Origin of the sequence: Flavobacterium sp. (genome assembly GCF_049240005.1) — a bacterium.
Taxonomy (GTDB): Bacteria; Bacteroidota; Bacteroidia; order Flavobacteriales; family Flavobacteriaceae; genus Flavobacterium.
On the sequence record NZ_JBMLTK010000075.1, the window covers coordinates 1 to 15,172 of the forward strand.

Consider the following 15,172-nt stretch of genomic DNA (forward strand, 5'->3'; position numbering starts at 1 on the left):
ACGATACGTAAAATGGTGGACGTCGCGACGTCTTTCCCGATAGCTATCGGGACTCCAATCTTAATACTAAAAAATCTTTGCAGTTAGCCTTCGACAAGCTCAGGCACCGACGGCGGTGGGTTCGGTTTGGCAAAACGATATGTTAAGTGGTGAATTAATCGTCGTCTTAATAATCAAATCTTAATCCTTTTTACCCCTATCTTTTTTAAAACGGAACGATATCTCTAATTAAAACGCAACCGAAAACTGTTTCAATTTTCCACTGCGCGAACGTTCTAGAGCAGTTTTTTGCACGAAAGTAAAATGTAAACCCGATTCCAGATAGCGCTCGTTTGCAGCAATGATTTCTGATTTTTCGGTTTCAGACAGCGGCTCGCTGGCAACGTATTCAATGGTAAAACTATCCACAGTCGTTTGCTTAATCACAAATTCCTTTACTTTGGCTTGATCTTGAATAATACTTTTGGTGACGTAATAAAACGTGAGTCCGGGCGTAGTTTTTCCGCTGGGCAAAACCGCAATGTCGTTCGTGCGACCCGTAAGCCGTTTCAAAAATAGGGTTTGCGTTTGTTGGTCGAAATCCAAAATACCGTTATCCCCAATATCATAGCGAATAAACGGATGTGCACGGTTGTATAGGGCAGTAATTACAATTTTTCCCGCTTCGCCGTAAGGCAAAACCTCGTTGCGTTCATTCAAAATTTCGACCAATAAAGTAGCTTGGTTGATTTTCCAAACCCCCGACGGATTTTCAAACGCAATTAAATCCAGCTCGCTTGCGCCGTATTCGTTCACAATCGGAACGCCAAAAGCACGTTCCATAAACTGCCGATCGCTTTCAAAAAGCATTTCCGAAGTCGTAAATACCGCTTTCAAGGTCGAACAAACGTCTTTTAAAACCACACCTTTCTTCGCTAAGAACTTTGCAAACAACAGCAAAGACGAGGTGTATCCGTTTAAATACGCAAAAGCCGACTTCCGAAATCGTGCCAAATAGGTTTCCAGCACTTTATCCGACAAATCGAAAACCGGAAACCGGCGACGGTGCATTAAAAAATCTTTGACTTCTTCTTTTAATTTGGGCAAACCTTCTAACGGAATTCCGTAAAAGCGTGCCTGTAAATCGCGGTTAAAATCGATTCCGTGCGCGCCGAATTGCTGTTTAATGTATGCCCAAGTTAGTGCGTGACAATACTTGTCTTTGGCAAAAATAAAAGGTTCGCCACTTGAGCCGCTGGTTTTGTTAACGTACACGTTTTTGGCCGTGAATCCTGCACTCAAACGATTGGCCAAAGGCTGTTGAAAATCGGTTTTTGTAAGAATTGGCGCGTCTTGAAAACTTTTTGCACGAGCTTTTTCGAAAAGCTTTTGGTAGTACGAATTGTTTTTAAGATGAAATTCCAGTATTTCCGAAGCTTTTTTGCGTTGGTATTCCGCGGCATTTTCAGTGAGTTCGCGCTCAAATTGTTGCAAATCTTTTTGTGCCTTCTGCAAAGGAAAACCCAGCCATTCGAGCGATAAATCAGCTAAACCGATCACGTGTTTTTGTTTGTATCAAAAGTAATCAAATCGGATTTAGCTGTCGCATTTTTCTAAAAACGCAGTACTTTTGCGCGACTACGAAACACAACAACATGAACATTTTACTATTGGGTTCTGGCGGAAGAGAGCATGCTTTCGCATACAAAATCACACAATCAAAACATTGCAGCAAATTATTTGTGGCGCCGGGAAATGCAGGAACTGCTAGCTGTGCCGAAAACGTTGCGATTGCTCCAACCGATTTTCCAAAAATAGCAAGATTCTGTTTGGAAAACGACGTAAAAATGCTGGTTGTCGGACCAGAAGATCCGCTGGTTAAAGGCGTTTACGATTACTTTTTGGAAAACGATTCTCTAAAACACATTGCCGTGATTGGGCCGTCGCAAAACGGCGCGCAACTCGAAGGAAGTAAGGAATTTGCTAAGAAATTTCTGCAAAAGCATCAGATTCCGACCGCGCAGTACGGAAGTTTTACTGCGGAAACCATCGACAACGGACTCTCATTTTTGGAAGGAATGTTGCCGCCTTACGTTTTAAAAGCCGACGGACTTGCCGCTGGGAAAGGTGTGGTGATCCTCGAGAATTTAAACGATGCCAAAGCAGAACTGCGCAGTATGTTGCTCGACAGTAAGTTTGGAGCTGCAAGTGCAAAAGTGGTTATCGAGGAATTTCTCGACGGAATCGAAATGAGTTGTTTTGTAGTAACCGACGGAAAATCGTTTAAAATTTTACCTTTTGCGAAGGATTACAAGCGGATTGGTGTGGGCGACACGGGTTTAAATACAGGCGGTATGGGAGCTGTTTCGCCGGTTTCGTTTATCGATGCTGAGCTAGAATCGAAAATCGTGGAACGCATCGTAAAACCAACGGTTGCGGGTTTAAATTCAGACGGTATTGTGTATCGCGGGTTTGTTTTCATCGGATTGATAAATGTGGGTGGAAATCCGTTTGTTATTGAATATAACGTACGTATGGGCGATCCGGAAACTGAAGTTGTGTTGCCCAGAATTAGCTCTGATTTGGTGGAACTATTTCAGGCGGTATCGACCCAGACTTTGGAAAATTACGAACTACAAGTAGATTCGCGCACCGCGGTAACTGTAATGACCGTTGCAGGAGGCTATCCGGAAGCTTACGATAAAGGGTTTGAAATATCCGGAATCGATAAAATAACGGAGGCGCTGGCGTTTCATGCAGGCACTGCACTCCACGACGAGAAAGTGCTTACCAATGGCGGTCGGGTTTTAGCAGTAACGGCGTTGGCTGATGATTTGCCTGAGGCCATAAAAAAATCTTATCAAAACGTCGAAAAACTTCATTTTGATAAGATGTATTATAGAACGGATATCGGTAAGGATTTGTTGTAATCTTTACCGATTCGTTTTTATTTCAAGAACGAGTGTGCAGTAGTATCTTGATTTTCTTCGTTGTTTGCTTTGTGCAACTGCAACTGCTTAATCCAGTAATACGTGTAACGAACGCAAATAGCCATAAAAATCCAGTTTATGATGTTTGCCAAACTCCAGTAGCTAAGCTCTAAACTTCTAAGGCCATCAAGTGGAACAAATAGAAAATCAACAAAAAACGTTTGAATCCCTTCCCAAAATGCTTTCATCTGTGTCTATATGTTATATTTACCAAGCAAAAGTATAAAATACTTTAATGATTACAACACTTTTTAGCAAATCGAGACCGCTCAATTATTTGATTGTTGCTTGTTTGGCTTTGGGCAGCTCGATCATGGCTTTTCAGGCAGATGCGAAAATTGAAGTTAGTGCTGTGATACAACAAATAAGTTGCAGTATTCTCTGGTTGCTTAGTTTGCTGTTGATCAACTTTATAACTAAAAGAAACAGTGTAAGCAAGGAAAATACATTTCCCATTTTATTTGCGGCTGTTTTCGTGTTGTTTATTCCCGAAGCTCTGCGCGATCTCAATATTTTAATTGCCCATTTTTTTATACTTCTTGCCTTGCGCCGACTTATTTCCATGCAATCGTTGCTGGCTCCGAAGGAGAAAATCTTCGATGCCGCTTTGTGGATAAGCGTAGCGGCTTTGTTTCAGTTTTGGTGTGCACTCTATTTGTTTATCGTTTTTGTATCGATTGTACTGCACGTATCGCGCGATTACCGGAATTGGATTTTGCCGTACTTCGGAGTAATTACCGCGTTGATTTTCGCGGGAATGGTTCATTATTTCAGCGATTTCAATCCGATTTCTTACTTCTACACAAATGCGGTAGTCGATTTATCGTTTGATTATTTTCAGGAAGTTTCTCAAAATGCAGCACTTTCAGCTTTTACGGCCTTTGCTTGCATTTTGTTTTTAGCCCAGCTTTTGTCGTTGAGCGGAAAACCCCTTATTCTACACGCCGCCTACAAAAAAGTACTTTTTTCGTTTTGTATTGGCGGTTTAATTTTCGTTTTTTCAACAGCAAAAGCAAACGATTTACTGCTGTTTACCGTATTTCCTCTTGCGGTAATGACGGCGAGTTTTGTTGAAGAAATGACCGGTAAATGGATTAAAGAAATTGCCGTGTGGCTGTTAGTTATCTCGGCAGTTACCTTCTTTTTTTGGCAGTTATAACTAAAAACTAGAGTTTAGGGCCAAAGGCTAAATCGCCGGCATCGCCTAAGCCAGGCACGATGTAATTCTGAGCGTTTAACGCCTCATCTATTTCGCCAATCCAAAGTGTCGTATTTTCGGGCAAATGCTTTTGCAGATAGTCGATTCCTTCCGGCGCAGCAATTACCGCGGCAATATGTAATTCGGCAGGTTTCATTTCTTCGAGTAACTTTTCGCAGCAAGCAAGCAGTGAGCGTCCGGTTGCCAACATCGGATCGGCAAGAATCAAAATTTTGTTGTTCAAGTCAGGAATGGCTTGATATTCTACTTTAATTTCGAACGAACCGTGATCTTCACTGTAAGCGCGATACGCTGAAATGAAACCGCTTTCCGCTTGGTCGAATACGTCGAGTAAGCCTGCATGTAACGGAATCCCAGCCCGCAAAATACTCGCGATTACGACAGGTTTTGCCAAGCGGAAACTGTGTTTTTCGCCCAAGGGTGTGAGTACAGTATTCGGTACGTATTCGAGTGATTTCGAAATTTCGAACGCCAATAAAGTTCCGATACGCTCTATGTTTTTGCGAAAACGCATGCGGTCGGTTTGCACATCTACGGCGCGTAACTCGCTCATAAATTGATGTAAAACAGAATTCTGTTCGGATAAATTTCGGATTTTCATAAGCTTTATCTGCGCAAGCTAATTTCTGCGCGGATAAAAGTATAAAAAGTATCTTTGCACTTTAAATCCTTGAACCTATGTTTTCAAAACTAGCTAATGCAGTATTCGAACAAAGTATCGCCGATTACCACAAATACGACAGCGTAGATCAGCCGATTTCCAATCCGTATCCGAAAGATCAGTTCGAACATTTATTGTACATGAAAAATTGGATTGACACGGTACAGTGGCATTATGAAGACATCATTCGCGATCCGCAAATTGATCCTGTAGCTGCTTTGGTTTTGAAACGCAAGATTGATGCTTCCAATCAAGAAAGAACCGACGTTGTAGAGTACATTGACAGTTACTTTCTTCAAAAATACGCACACGTGAGTCCGAACAGCGATGCTAAAATTAACAGTGAGAGTCCGGCGTGGGCGTTTGATCGTTTGTCTATTCTAGCTTTGAAAATTTTCCACATGCGTGAAGAAGCCGAGCGTGCTGATGCTAGCGCGGAACACCGTGCCAAGTGTCAGGAAAAACTCAATGTTTTGTTGGAGCAACGCACCGACTTGTCGACCGCAATCGACGACTTACTTTCCGATATCGAACAAGGTAAAAAGTTCATGAAAGTGTACAAGCAAATGAAAATGTACAACGACGACGACTTGAACCCGGTTCTTTACCAAGCCAAGAAATAAAAATTGAAATCGACCGTGCCGCATATTGCCTTTTTCCGAATTTCGGCTTTGGGCGATATCGCTATGTGTGTGCCGGCGATTAATGCCGTTCGCGAGAAATATCCCGATTTACGTATTAGTGTTATTAGCATTGCTTTTGCCGAACCACTTTTCCAAGAAATTCCGAATTGTAATTTTATTGCATTCGATAAAAAAAGAGATGGAAACATTCTCGGATTGTGGAAGTTACAAAGGAAGCTTCGCGCTTTAGAGATAACGCATTTTGCAGATTTTCATCAAGTGTTTCGATCGAAACTGCTTCGTTTTTTCCTTACGGGAAGCGGAATCCAAACCGCAGCGATCGATAAAGCACGTGTGTTAAAACGAAAACTTACCGCTGGAAACGGCCGGTTTGCTATTCCAAGCGTTTTTGATAGGCAGCTTGAGGTTTTACAGCAATTGAATTTTAGCGTTGCATTCGCGGCATTAAAACCTTTGCCGAAGCGCCTTATTCCCGAAGAATTTGCTTCCACTAGAGAAAAAATAGGTATCGCTCCGTTCGCGCAACACGCTTCTAAAGTGTACGATTTGGATTTGCTAAAATCGGTTATTCGAGGAGTTCTTGAGCTGTCGGCTGCAGAGGTGATTCTTTTTGGTAGCAAATCGGAATTAGCGGTTTTGCAAGAAATAAAAGCGGATGAAAATCGGATTCGTATTGCTGCGGGTGCCTTGTCTTTTCGTGACGAATTGGCTCTTATCAGTTGTTTGGATGTTATGTTGAGTATGGATTCGGCAAACGGACATCTAGCAGCGTTGTACGGCGTTCCAGTGGTTACGCTTTGGGGTGTTACGCATCCTACTGCGGGTTTTAAACCGTTTTTACAAACCGACGATAATCAACTAACCGCCGATTTGAAGCGTTTCCCGAAAATTCCGACTTCGATATACGGAAACAAATATCCTCCAGACTATGCCCGCGCCATTGACAGTATCGCGCCGGAAAAAATAGTTGAACGTTTGTTGCAGTTCCTTTCTTAGTTTCTTTGATTGCTTTTTTCTTGCAGAAACCACAGAAATCCACAGATTTTTTTGCCAATGGAGCAATGTGGCTTTGCGAAAATTTAAACGTAATATTGCAATATTACGACGTGTAAAACGTATTTAATCAATAACTTACTTATTAAATCAAAGAACTTAATTCAGGCTTTTTTCAGGCAACAATTCTGTGATTTCCGTGATTTCTGCGTGCTGTATTTTCTCGCAGAAACCACAGAAATCCACAGATTTTTGATGAAAATGAAGCGCTTCGGCTTTGCGAAAACTCAAACGTAATATTGCAATATTACCTCGCGTAAACCGTATTTAATCAATAACTTACTTATTAAATCAAAGAACTTAATTCAGGCTTTTTTCAGGCAACAATTCTGTGATTTCCGTGATTTCTGCGTGCTGTATTTTCTCGCAGAAACCACAGAAATCCACAGATTTTTTTGCCAATGGAGCAATGTGGTTTTGCGAAAATTTAAACGTAATATTGCAATATTACCTCGAACAAAAACCTGTAAATCAACATTTTGTTAAAACAGAGTATCAATTAAATTACTGGCACTTACAATTCTCATTCACTAACGTTCGAGCACGATTTTGCGTTAGGGATGGCAGTGGAAATCCTGTTTTGCGTTTCCATTTATGGCGCAAAACAGATTGAAACGCACAGCCCGACGGCGGCTAAGAATTTCCACGAAACGTGTGCCGCCGGAACGCCCAAAAAATAAAAAAGCCGCTCTGTGAAAAGCGGCTTGACGGTGTCGACTAAACGTCGTCGTAATCGATTTTTAGGACTGCCGAGGTTGGATGTGCCTGGCAGGTGAGGATGAGGCCGTCGGCTATTTCGCCGTCGGTCAAAATGGTATTTTTTTTCATTTCGGCGGTTCCTTCGGTAATTCGGGCTAAACAGCTGCTGCAAATTCCGCCTTGGCATGAATAGGGCGCGTCGAGTCCGTGTTTCAAAGCGGCATCGAGTACCGATTGTTTGCGCGACATTTCGAAGGTGCTCGTCTCGTCGTCTACGGTAACGGTAATGGTGGTATGACCGTCGGCTATTTTAAGGTCGGTTTCCGAGCTCGAAGTGGAGAACAACTCAAACTTTATTTTGCTTTCGGGCACGTTGGCTTCTTTTAGTGCGCCTGCAACGGTGTTGATCATGCCTTCGGGACCGCAGAGAAAGAACGAATCGAATGCAATGTCTTTGTATTTGTTTTTAAGGGTGTAGTTAACGACCGACCGATCTATACGTCCGAAAAGCGCGCCGTCTTGTTTGGCTTCACTAAAAACAAACTGCACGAGTAATCGGCCTACGTACTGTTGTTGCAAATCGTGCAACTGCTGGTAAAAAATGGTTTGTTGCGGACTTTTATTTCCGTAAACCAATAAAAACGTGCTGTTCGGATCGGATGCTAAAACCGATTTTAGAATAGACATTACCGGTGTAATTCCGCTTCCAGCAGCAAAAGCCGCTATGTTGTGCGCAGGTTTTTCGGCATTTACCACAAAACGACCTTCGGGCGCGCTAACTTCGATTACGCTACCGGCTTTGAGTTGTTGGTTGGCGAAATTTGAAAAAACTCCGTGCTTAACGGCTTTTACGGCAATACGTAATTCGTTTTCGTTAGGCGACGAGCAAATGGAGTACGCGCGGCGAATTTCCTGACCGTCGAGTGTGAGTTTTAGATTTACGTATTGTCCAGAAACATACTGGTAATGCTGTTGCAGCGGCTCTGGAATTGTAAAGACAATGGAAACGCAAGAATCGGTTTCGCGTTTCACTTCTTTTATATGGAGTTTAAAAAAGCTTGACATAAAAAAATTTTGCGCAAAGATAGCGGAACGGAGTATGGATTAAAAAAAATTGTACGTTAGGTGGCGGCTTCTTTTTGCGTTAAGCGAAAATATTTTACTTTTAGAATCGCCTTCTTGTAACAAAGTTTCGAGATTGCCATCTAACAACCAAATCAAGCGGTAAACTATGTATAAAAAGATTTTATGGCTGGAATGGAAGAGCTTTTTTCGTTCGGCAGCATTTACTCAGAAAATAGCAATTAAAATTTTAATAGGTCTTGCAGCCTTATATTTTGGTGGTTGTTTCTTGATTTTGGGTATCGGTTCGTTCTTTATCATTAAAGACGTAACCAATCAAGATCCTGTTGTTGTGGTATCTCAGTTTCTGATTTACTATTTCTTGATGGATTTAGTTTTTAGGCAGATGCTGCAGAAATTGCCCGTAATGAACATTCGCCCCATGCTGATATTGCCCGTTACGCGTTCGTATGTGGTGCATTTTTCACTGGCCAAAACCTCGATTTCGTACTTCAACGTCTTTCATTACTTCTTCTTCTTGCCGTTTACCATAGTGTTGTATACGCAAGGATACGATCCGCTATCGGTAACGCTTTGGTTTGTGGCGATGACAGCGTTGATTTACTTCAACAACTACCTAAACATTCTCATTGCTAATAAAGACGGATTGTTTTACACGTTTATCACGCTTTTAGGTTCTATTGCCGCTTCGCAGTATTTTGGGTTGTTTGATATCACCATTTACACCAAGCCTATTTTCTATGCTTTGTTCGACCAACCGCTTACAGTGATAGTTCCTGTGGCTTTAGTTGTTGGTGTGTATTACATGACCTATAAATATCTGCTTGGACAACTGTATTTGGATGTTGGTTTGAAGAAAGAAATTGCGGTTGCACAAACCGAAAATTATACGTGGTTAAATAAATACGGAACCTTGGGAAGCTTTTTGAAGAACGACATTCGCATGATTCGTAGAAACAAACGTTCAAAAACAACAGCAACCATGAGTATTTTGTTTTTGTTTTACGGTTTGCTGTTCTTTAATGGAGCGATCGACGCTTACGACAATCCGGCGATGCACATGTTTGCGGGAATATTTGTGAGTGGCGGATTTTTGATTTCGTTCGGACAGTTTGTTCCGAGTTGGGACAGTGCGTATTATCCGTTGATGATGACGCAAAACGTGCCGTATCGCGATTACATCAGTTCAAAATGGTGGCTTATGGTTATTGGTACGCTGGTGGCAACCGTTTTGGGATCTTTTTACTTGTTTTTTGGATTGGAAATTTATCTCATTGTCGTTGCAGCCGCTATTTACAACATCGGAGTAAACTCGTACTTGGTGCTTTGGGGCGGCGCATACACGAAGACACCAATCGACTTAACTTCGGCGAAAGGCGCTTTTGGCGATCGCAAAGCGTTTAATGTTAAAACCTTACTTATTTCGCTGCCACAGTTTTTACTTCCGATGGCTGTTTTCATGACGGGAAAAGTTCTGCTAGGAACCTACGAAGGTATAGCACTTGTGGCGCTTTTAGGAATTATTGGATTCCTGTTCCGCGACAAAATGTTCAACTTGATTGTAAAAACTTATAAAACAGAAAAATACGCTACGCTAGCAGCTTATAAAGAAAAAAACTAAAACTATGATTTCAGTAAATAATCTTACCAAAAAATACGGAGCAACAACGGTTTTAAACATTCCTTCACTTGAAATCCCGAGAGGCGAAAGCTTTGGCTTGGTTGGAAATAACGGCGCTGGAAAAACCACCTTCTTTAGTTTATTGCTCGATTTGATTCAGCCTACAACGGGTAGTGTTTCTATAAAAGACATTCAAGTAAATGTTAGCGAACAATGGAAAACCAAAACCGCTTCATTTCTCGACGAAAGCTTTTTGATTGGCTACTTGACCCCCGAGGAATACTTTTACTTTATCGGAGAATTGCGCGGGCAGAATAAATCGGATGTCGACCAAACACTGGCAAAATACAGCGAGTTTTTTAACGACGAAATTTTGAACAGCAAAAAGTACATCCGCGATTTTAGCAAAGGAAATCAGAAAAAAGTCGGGATTATCGGAACCTTGATTGGAAATCCGGAAGTTGTGGTGCTCGACGAGCCGTTTGCAAATTTAGATCCAACGACGCAGTTTCGCTTGAAGAAAATCATTGGCGAACTAGCTGCCGATCCGAACATTACTGTTTTGGTTTCGAGTCATGATTTGAACCACACGGTAGAGGTTTCTAACCGCATTGTAGCTTTAAGCAAAGGAGAAATTGTAAAAGACATCCGCACCAGCGAAGAAACGCTGAAAGAGCTCGAAGCGTTCTTTGCGGTTTAAATTTCGAAGAGAAACTAGCGCAGTTAATTTCGGAATACAAAATCAACGCACGCCATTTTTGCTTGGCTGAGCAGGCTTTATCTGAGCCTTCAGTATCACGATATGCTGCGATTCTAGGAATATGTTTGTGCGACAGTTTTTGAGCGGTATAAGTGGGTTGAGTTGCGTGTTTTCGTTGGAATATGTTTCGTGCCACCTTCGACAAGCTCAAGCACCAGCTTTTATAGCGCACAGAAAGCACCGAAGCTCGCAGATTATTTCGGAAAGTAGAACGGTTGAGGAAAACACAGAACGTGTCAAGCCAACAAAAAAATACACTAGCCTTCGACAAGCTCAGGCACCAACGATTCGTGGGTTAGTTGGGATCATGAAACGTAAAATGGTGAACGTCAAAAAGTCTATCCCGATAGCTATCGGGACTAGCTTCTATTTTCTAGCTTCTAAAAAAGCCTTCGACCCGTTCAGGCACCAGCTTTTATAGCGCACAGAACACACCGAAGTTCACAGATTATTTCGGAATGTAGAACTGTTGAGGAAAACACAGAACGTGTCAAGCCAACAAAAAAATACACTAGCCTTCGACAAGCTCAGGCACCAACGATTCGTGGGTTAGTTGGGATCATGAAACGTAAAATGGTGAACGTCAAAAAGTCTATCCCGATAGCTATCGGGACTAGCTTCTATTTTCTAGCTTCTAAAAAAGCCTTCGACCCGTTCAGGCACCAGCTTTTATAGCGCACAGAACACACCGAAGTTCACAGATTATTTCGGAAAGTAGAACTGTTGATGAAAACACAGAACGTGTCAAGCCAACAAAAAAATGCACTAGCCTTCGACAAGCTCAGGCACCAACGATTCGTGGGTTCGGGTGGGAAAATGATACGTAAAGTGGTGAATTCATCGAAGTCTAGCTTCTCGTGTCTAGCTTCTAGCTTCTAAAAAAGCCTTCGACAAGCTCAGGCACCAACGATTCGTGGATTCGGGCGGGACAAAACGATATGTAAAGTGGTGAACGTCAAGAAGTCTTAATACTTAATACACCAATCTTAATACTTAAAAAACTCTTTGCGACATTTGCGTAAATCTTCGCGTCCTTTGCGGTTGCCTTCGACAAGCTCAGGCACCATCCTTCGACAGGCTCAGGCGCCGAGGGAGCACAATGTTTCTCAAAGTTTTTCACAATGTCCACAATGCCACCTCCAACCCGCCGCCTTCGACAAGCTCAGGCACCAACGACACGTGGGTTAGTTGGGATCATGAAACGTAAAATGGTGAACGTCGGGAAGTCTAACTTCTCGATTCTAGCTTCTAGCTTCTCCAAAAAAAATCCTTACTTTTACTCTTTAAATATACACGCCATGATAGAAAAAATTAATGTATCGCATTTGTTATTTATTGATATCGAGACGGTTCCCTTAGCGGCCGATTTTTCTCAGCTCGATACCGAATCCCAAGAACTTTTCGAAGAAAAAACCCGTTACCAGCGCAAGGAAGATGAGACCGCGGCAGCTTTTTACCACAAAGCCGGCATTTGGGCCGAGTTTGGCAAAGTGGTTTGCATTTCGCTCGGACAGTTTGCCGTACGTCGCGATGTTCGGAATTTTCGCGTAACCTCGTTTTACGGCGAGGAGCCAAAGTTGTTAAAGGAATTCGCCAACCATTTGTCGCAAAATTACGAGTCGGCGCAATTTGTGTTTTGCGGACACAACATCAAGGAGTTCGATTTACCGTTTTTGTGTCGGCGTTTCCTGATCAACGGCATAAAACTTCCCGAGAAGTTGCAGTTTTTTGGAAAGAAACCTTGGGAAATTGCCCACATCGATACGCTTGAGTTGTGGAAATTCGGCGATTTTAAACACTATACGTCGCTTAAATTGCTAACAGCCGTTTTAGGCATTCCGAGCAGCAAAGACGACATTTCCGGAGCCGATGTAGCCAACGTTTTTTACCGCGAAAACGACATCGACCGCATCATTCTCTACTGCGAGAAAGATGTTGTTGCCTGCGCTCAAGTACTGCTGCGTCTGCGCAACGAACCCCTTTTAGATCTCGACGAAATTCTAAAGTTTTAAACAGTAGCTAGTAGCTAATTTATTTGGGCGTTGCCCGCTCTTCATCCTTACAACAAGTGAGGTTGGAGCGGGCCGGGCTTTTCACTTCCCCAGATCGCTATCGGGGTGCCACTCGGCAACGGCCGCTCGTGGCAGGATTTTCGCCGCCATACGTAACGCACCGAACATTTATGAGCGAATGTGCGATGGGGGGAAATTGTGCGTAGTAATTATTTTTCAAATAGCCCAACAACTGTTTTTTATAAAAATTTACAGAGCGTTTGATTTTTGAGTAAATTGGATGCGGGTTTAGTATAGATAATCATTTCTTTCAAGATCATTGGCTTTTAGTCGCAAATAACATCATAATCATGAGCGAAGTTCTATTTAAGTATCGCGTTCATCCTGGCGATTTTTTCAGAAACGCAGAAATTGCAAAACTTCCGGATCCTGAAAATGATCTAGAGGGTTTTTTAATTTGGTTTCTTGACGACTATCAATCGGATGAACGAATAGCTTATATCAATGATTTATGTATGGTTCTTGAAAATCAACAAGTAACACCTGTACTACTGAATGAAAAAACGTTTTACAGTAATGCCGAAATACAAGCCGAGATTGCGGAAGTCGAAACCCAACTCAAAGACGAAGCGTACAGGAATTTCTATCATTTATTGCGAGAAAATAAAATTCAAATAATCGGTAGAGATGAAGAGTAATCCTTGGACGATGGAAGAGACGATAGTTGCATTTAATGTTTACTGCAAGATACCTTTTAAAGCAAGCAGTAAGTCAAATGCAACAATAATTAAATATGCTAACATTTTAGGTCGAAGTCCTTCAGCACTAAATATGAAAGTTGGCAATTTTGGTAGACTTGATCCTGAGTTAAAGCAACAGGGTATTGTTGGACTTTCTCACGGAAGTAAACTTGAGGAAGTTGTCTGGAATGAATTCCATGGAAATTGGGATAAGCTTGCATACGAGAGCGAGTTGTTAATCGCAAAGTTTTCCCAAAAAACAATAGAACAATCAACGGGACTAGATATTGAAGATGTGAAAGAAGGTCTTGATCGACAAGTTTTGGTAAAGCAAAGAGTAAATCAAAGTTTCTTCAGATTAACAGTTTTATCTTCATACTATTTTAAATGCTGCATTTCGGGTCTGTCAATTCCAGATTTTCTTGTTGCAAGTCATATTATTCCTTGGTCAAAAAATGTTGAAGAAAGAATGAATCCTAGAAACGGAATTTGCTTAAATTCCATTCATGATAAGGCATTCGATAAAGGTTTTATAACCATAAGCCCAGATTTCGTCGTTAAGATATCGGATGCCATTTTGGAGTTTGAGAAAGAAGAGGCAGTGAAAGATTTTTTCTTAAAGTTTAAAAATCATAAAATTACGTTGCCAGACAAGTTCCTTCCTTCAAGAGCGTTTTTAGATTATCACTATCAGAATATATTCATAAAATGAAATACAACTTAGAAGTAATCTTTGGCAAAGAGCAAGTACTAAAATTTAGCAACAACGAGCCATTTACTAAAGAAGAGACAGAGCTGAACGTAAAACAATATCAGTTTAATTCAGTAGAAGAAAAGCAAGCATTTATTAAAGGTCTAAATGAGGCACTAGGTTGGATAGATTTTTATATTCCTGAACTTGAAATGGTTAAAAGGTAAAAACATAAAGAAGGTTTTGTTGGCCTTTACATTACAATTAGTAAACACTATTTAAACCAAAATTAATTTCTATCGAGCTCATGACCTACCAAAGGCATCCATCTCAACGATTAAATGAGCTCTATGCTCACAAATCATTTCAAGGAGCAAATCCAGAAACAGCTAAATTTATTTTTGTTGGTCGCGACCCTAATTGGGCAGCTAACGTAGAGCAGCAGTCCTCATTTCCTCAAATTGAAAGCTATCTTCAAGATGGCGTAGCTTTTTGGGAAAGCAAAGGAGTTCATCACCCCTTTTTATTGCCTGATTATAAAGGTGATGGAAAGCGTTTCCACAGAATGTTTAGTAATATGAAGCTAACTTCAGAGTATGCAAAAAACATATCTTTTGTAGAATTATTGCCTTTCCCTACGACAGGTATGTCGGGTTCAAACCGTAAATCTTTTCTTTCTTATTTAATGTCGAACGACAATCAGAAACATCTATTGAAATTAGAAAGTTACTTTGAAGATAAAACTAAAATAGTTTTCGTTTCGCCAGGAATAATAACAGATTTACGACTAATCTTAAAACAAAAACAAATTTTTAAAGCGGTTCAGAAAATAGAAACCACACCGAAAATTAGTGTTGACGTGTTAAGACACGAAAACATTAGAATACACACTCATTTTTCTAACGCAATAAGCTTGAGTACCTTAGATCAAATGCGGCGAATAATTGATTTCGAATAGGGATTAGCCAAAAAACAACTACTTAAAGTTCTAAACCAAAAAAGCCCGGATTTACTCCGAGC

General features: G+C 41.2%; 15 protein-coding genes. 11 read left to right on the forward strand and 4 right to left on the reverse strand.

Going from position 1 to position 15,172, the window contains the following annotated elements:
• Nucleotides 1-228: 228 nt before the first annotated feature.
• Nucleotides 229-1,539 (reverse strand): phenylacetate--CoA ligase family protein, encoded by a 1,311-nt coding sequence (locus ACOVQQ_RS08200; RefSeq protein WP_421817770.1) that lies wholly within the window; start codon nt 1,537-1,539, stop codon nt 229-231.
• A gap of 95 nt (nt 1,540-1,634) precedes the next feature.
• On the opposite strand from ACOVQQ_RS08200, the gene purD reads away from it, so the two are divergent.
• Nucleotides 1,635-2,909, forward strand: coding sequence for a phosphoribosylamine--glycine ligase (gene purD / locus ACOVQQ_RS08205; RefSeq protein WP_421817771.1), 1,275 nt, complete (start codon nt 1,635-1,637; stop codon nt 2,907-2,909).
• Nucleotides 2,910-2,926: 17 nt separating this feature from the next.
• Here purD and ACOVQQ_RS08210 read toward each other — a convergent pair whose 3' ends face one another.
• The gene (locus tag ACOVQQ_RS08210; RefSeq protein WP_094485793.1) at nt 2,927-3,157 is read right to left on the reverse strand and encodes a DUF6341 family protein; all 231 of its coding nucleotides are present in this window, start codon (nt 3,155-3,157) and stop codon (nt 2,927-2,929) included.
• A 47-nt stretch (nt 3,158-3,204) separates the two neighbouring features.
• Here ACOVQQ_RS08210 and ACOVQQ_RS08215 point away from each other — a divergent pair, with 47 nt between their 5' ends.
• Entirely contained in the window at nt 3,205-4,128 is a 924-nt protein-coding gene (locus tag ACOVQQ_RS08215) for a DUF6427 family protein (protein WP_421817772.1), read from the forward strand.
• 7 nt (nt 4,129-4,135) lie between these two features.
• On the opposite strand, the gene upp is transcribed toward ACOVQQ_RS08215, so the two are convergent.
• On the reverse strand, nt 4,136-4,789 hold the full coding sequence (upp, locus tag ACOVQQ_RS08220; protein WP_298144685.1) for a uracil phosphoribosyltransferase: 654 nt from the start codon (nt 4,787-4,789) through the stop codon (nt 4,136-4,138).
• 77 nt (nt 4,790-4,866) lie between these two features.
• Between upp and ACOVQQ_RS08225 the strand changes: the two genes are divergently transcribed.
• Nucleotides 4,867-5,472: a DUF4254 domain-containing protein gene (locus tag ACOVQQ_RS08225; RefSeq protein ID WP_421817773.1), complete on the forward strand. Its 606-nt coding sequence runs from the start codon at nt 4,867-4,869 to the stop codon at nt 5,470-5,472.
• A 3-nt stretch (nt 5,473-5,475) separates the two neighbouring features.
• A complete protein-coding gene (locus ACOVQQ_RS08230) occupies nt 5,476-6,489 on the forward strand; it encodes a glycosyltransferase family 9 protein (protein ID WP_421817774.1) in 1,014 nt (337 codons plus the stop codon).
• Between the two features lie 774 nt (nt 6,490-7,263).
• Here ACOVQQ_RS08230 and ACOVQQ_RS08235 read toward each other — a convergent pair.
• Nucleotides 7,264-8,310, reverse strand: a complete 1,047-nt coding sequence (locus tag ACOVQQ_RS08235) for a 2Fe-2S iron-sulfur cluster-binding protein (RefSeq protein ID WP_421817775.1) — start codon at nt 8,308-8,310, stop codon at nt 7,264-7,266.
• A 166-nt stretch (nt 8,311-8,476) separates the two neighbouring features.
• On the opposite strand from ACOVQQ_RS08235, the gene ACOVQQ_RS08240 reads away from it, so the two are divergent.
• From ACOVQQ_RS08240 to ACOVQQ_RS08270, 7 genes are all read left to right on the forward strand, one after another.
• Nucleotides 8,477-9,949, forward strand: a complete 1,473-nt coding sequence (locus ACOVQQ_RS08240; RefSeq protein WP_421817776.1) for a DUF5687 family protein — start codon at nt 8,477-8,479, stop codon at nt 9,947-9,949.
• 4 nt (nt 9,950-9,953) lie between these two features.
• Nucleotides 9,954-10,649, forward strand: a complete 696-nt coding sequence (locus tag ACOVQQ_RS08245) for an ABC transporter ATP-binding protein (protein WP_421817777.1) — start codon at nt 9,954-9,956, stop codon at nt 10,647-10,649.
• Between the two features lie 1,358 nt (nt 10,650-12,007).
• A complete protein-coding gene (locus ACOVQQ_RS08250) occupies nt 12,008-12,721 on the forward strand; it encodes a 3'-5' exonuclease (protein WP_421817778.1) in 714 nt (237 codons plus the stop codon).
• 350 nt (nt 12,722-13,071) lie between these two features.
• Nucleotides 13,072-13,419, forward strand: coding sequence for a hypothetical protein (locus ACOVQQ_RS08255; protein WP_421817779.1), 348 nt, complete (start codon nt 13,072-13,074; stop codon nt 13,417-13,419).
• The gene (locus ACOVQQ_RS08260; RefSeq protein ID WP_421817780.1) at nt 13,409-14,173 is read left to right on the forward strand and encodes an HNH endonuclease; all 765 of its coding nucleotides are present in this window, start codon (nt 13,409-13,411) and stop codon (nt 14,171-14,173) included. Before ACOVQQ_RS08255 ends, ACOVQQ_RS08260 begins: the two co-directional genes overlap by 11 nt.
• Nucleotides 14,170-14,379 (forward strand): hypothetical protein, encoded by a 210-nt coding sequence (locus tag ACOVQQ_RS08265; RefSeq protein WP_421817781.1) that lies wholly within the window; start codon nt 14,170-14,172, stop codon nt 14,377-14,379. The genes ACOVQQ_RS08260 and ACOVQQ_RS08265 overlap by 4 nt, the downstream gene beginning before the upstream one ends.
• Nucleotides 14,380-14,459: 80 nt before the next feature.
• Complete coding sequence (locus ACOVQQ_RS08270; protein WP_421817782.1) at nt 14,460-15,110, forward strand: hypothetical protein; 651 nt, start codon at nt 14,460-14,462, stop codon at nt 15,108-15,110.
• Nucleotides 15,111-15,172 lie beyond the last annotated feature (62 nt).

Bases quoted from the DNA above. Each gene is read 5' to 3' on its own strand.
- ACOVQQ_RS08265 (WP_421817781.1), top strand. From the start codon at position 14,170: ATGAAATACAACTTAGAAGTAATCTTTGGCAAAGAGCAAGTACTAAAA.
- ACOVQQ_RS08210 (WP_094485793.1), bottom strand. From the start codon at position 3,157: ATGAAAGCATTTTGGGAAGGGATTCAAACGTTTTTTGTTGATTTTCTA.
- purD (WP_421817771.1), top strand. From the start codon at position 1,635: ATGAACATTTTACTATTGGGTTCTGGCGGAAGAGAGCATGCTTTCGCA.
- ACOVQQ_RS08225 (WP_421817773.1), top strand. From the start codon at position 4,867: ATGTTTTCAAAACTAGCTAATGCAGTATTCGAACAAAGTATCGCCGAT.
- upp (WP_298144685.1), bottom strand. From the start codon at position 4,789: ATGAAAATCCGAAATTTATCCGAACAGAATTCTGTTTTACATCAATTT.
- ACOVQQ_RS08245 (WP_421817777.1), top strand. From the start codon at position 9,954: ATGATTTCAGTAAATAATCTTACCAAAAAATACGGAGCAACAACGGTT.
- ACOVQQ_RS08250 (WP_421817778.1), top strand. From the start codon at position 12,008: ATGATAGAAAAAATTAATGTATCGCATTTGTTATTTATTGATATCGAG.
- ACOVQQ_RS08255 (WP_421817779.1), top strand. From the start codon at position 13,072: ATGAGCGAAGTTCTATTTAAGTATCGCGTTCATCCTGGCGATTTTTTC.
- ACOVQQ_RS08235 (WP_421817775.1), bottom strand. From the start codon at position 8,310: ATGTCAAGCTTTTTTAAACTCCATATAAAAGAAGTGAAACGCGAAACC.
- ACOVQQ_RS08240 (WP_421817776.1), top strand. From the start codon at position 8,477: ATGTATAAAAAGATTTTATGGCTGGAATGGAAGAGCTTTTTTCGTTCG.
- ACOVQQ_RS08215 (WP_421817772.1), top strand. From the start codon at position 3,205: ATGATTACAACACTTTTTAGCAAATCGAGACCGCTCAATTATTTGATT.
- ACOVQQ_RS08260 (WP_421817780.1), top strand. From the start codon at position 13,409: ATGAAGAGTAATCCTTGGACGATGGAAGAGACGATAGTTGCATTTAAT.
- ACOVQQ_RS08270 (WP_421817782.1), top strand. From the start codon at position 14,460: ATGACCTACCAAAGGCATCCATCTCAACGATTAAATGAGCTCTATGCT.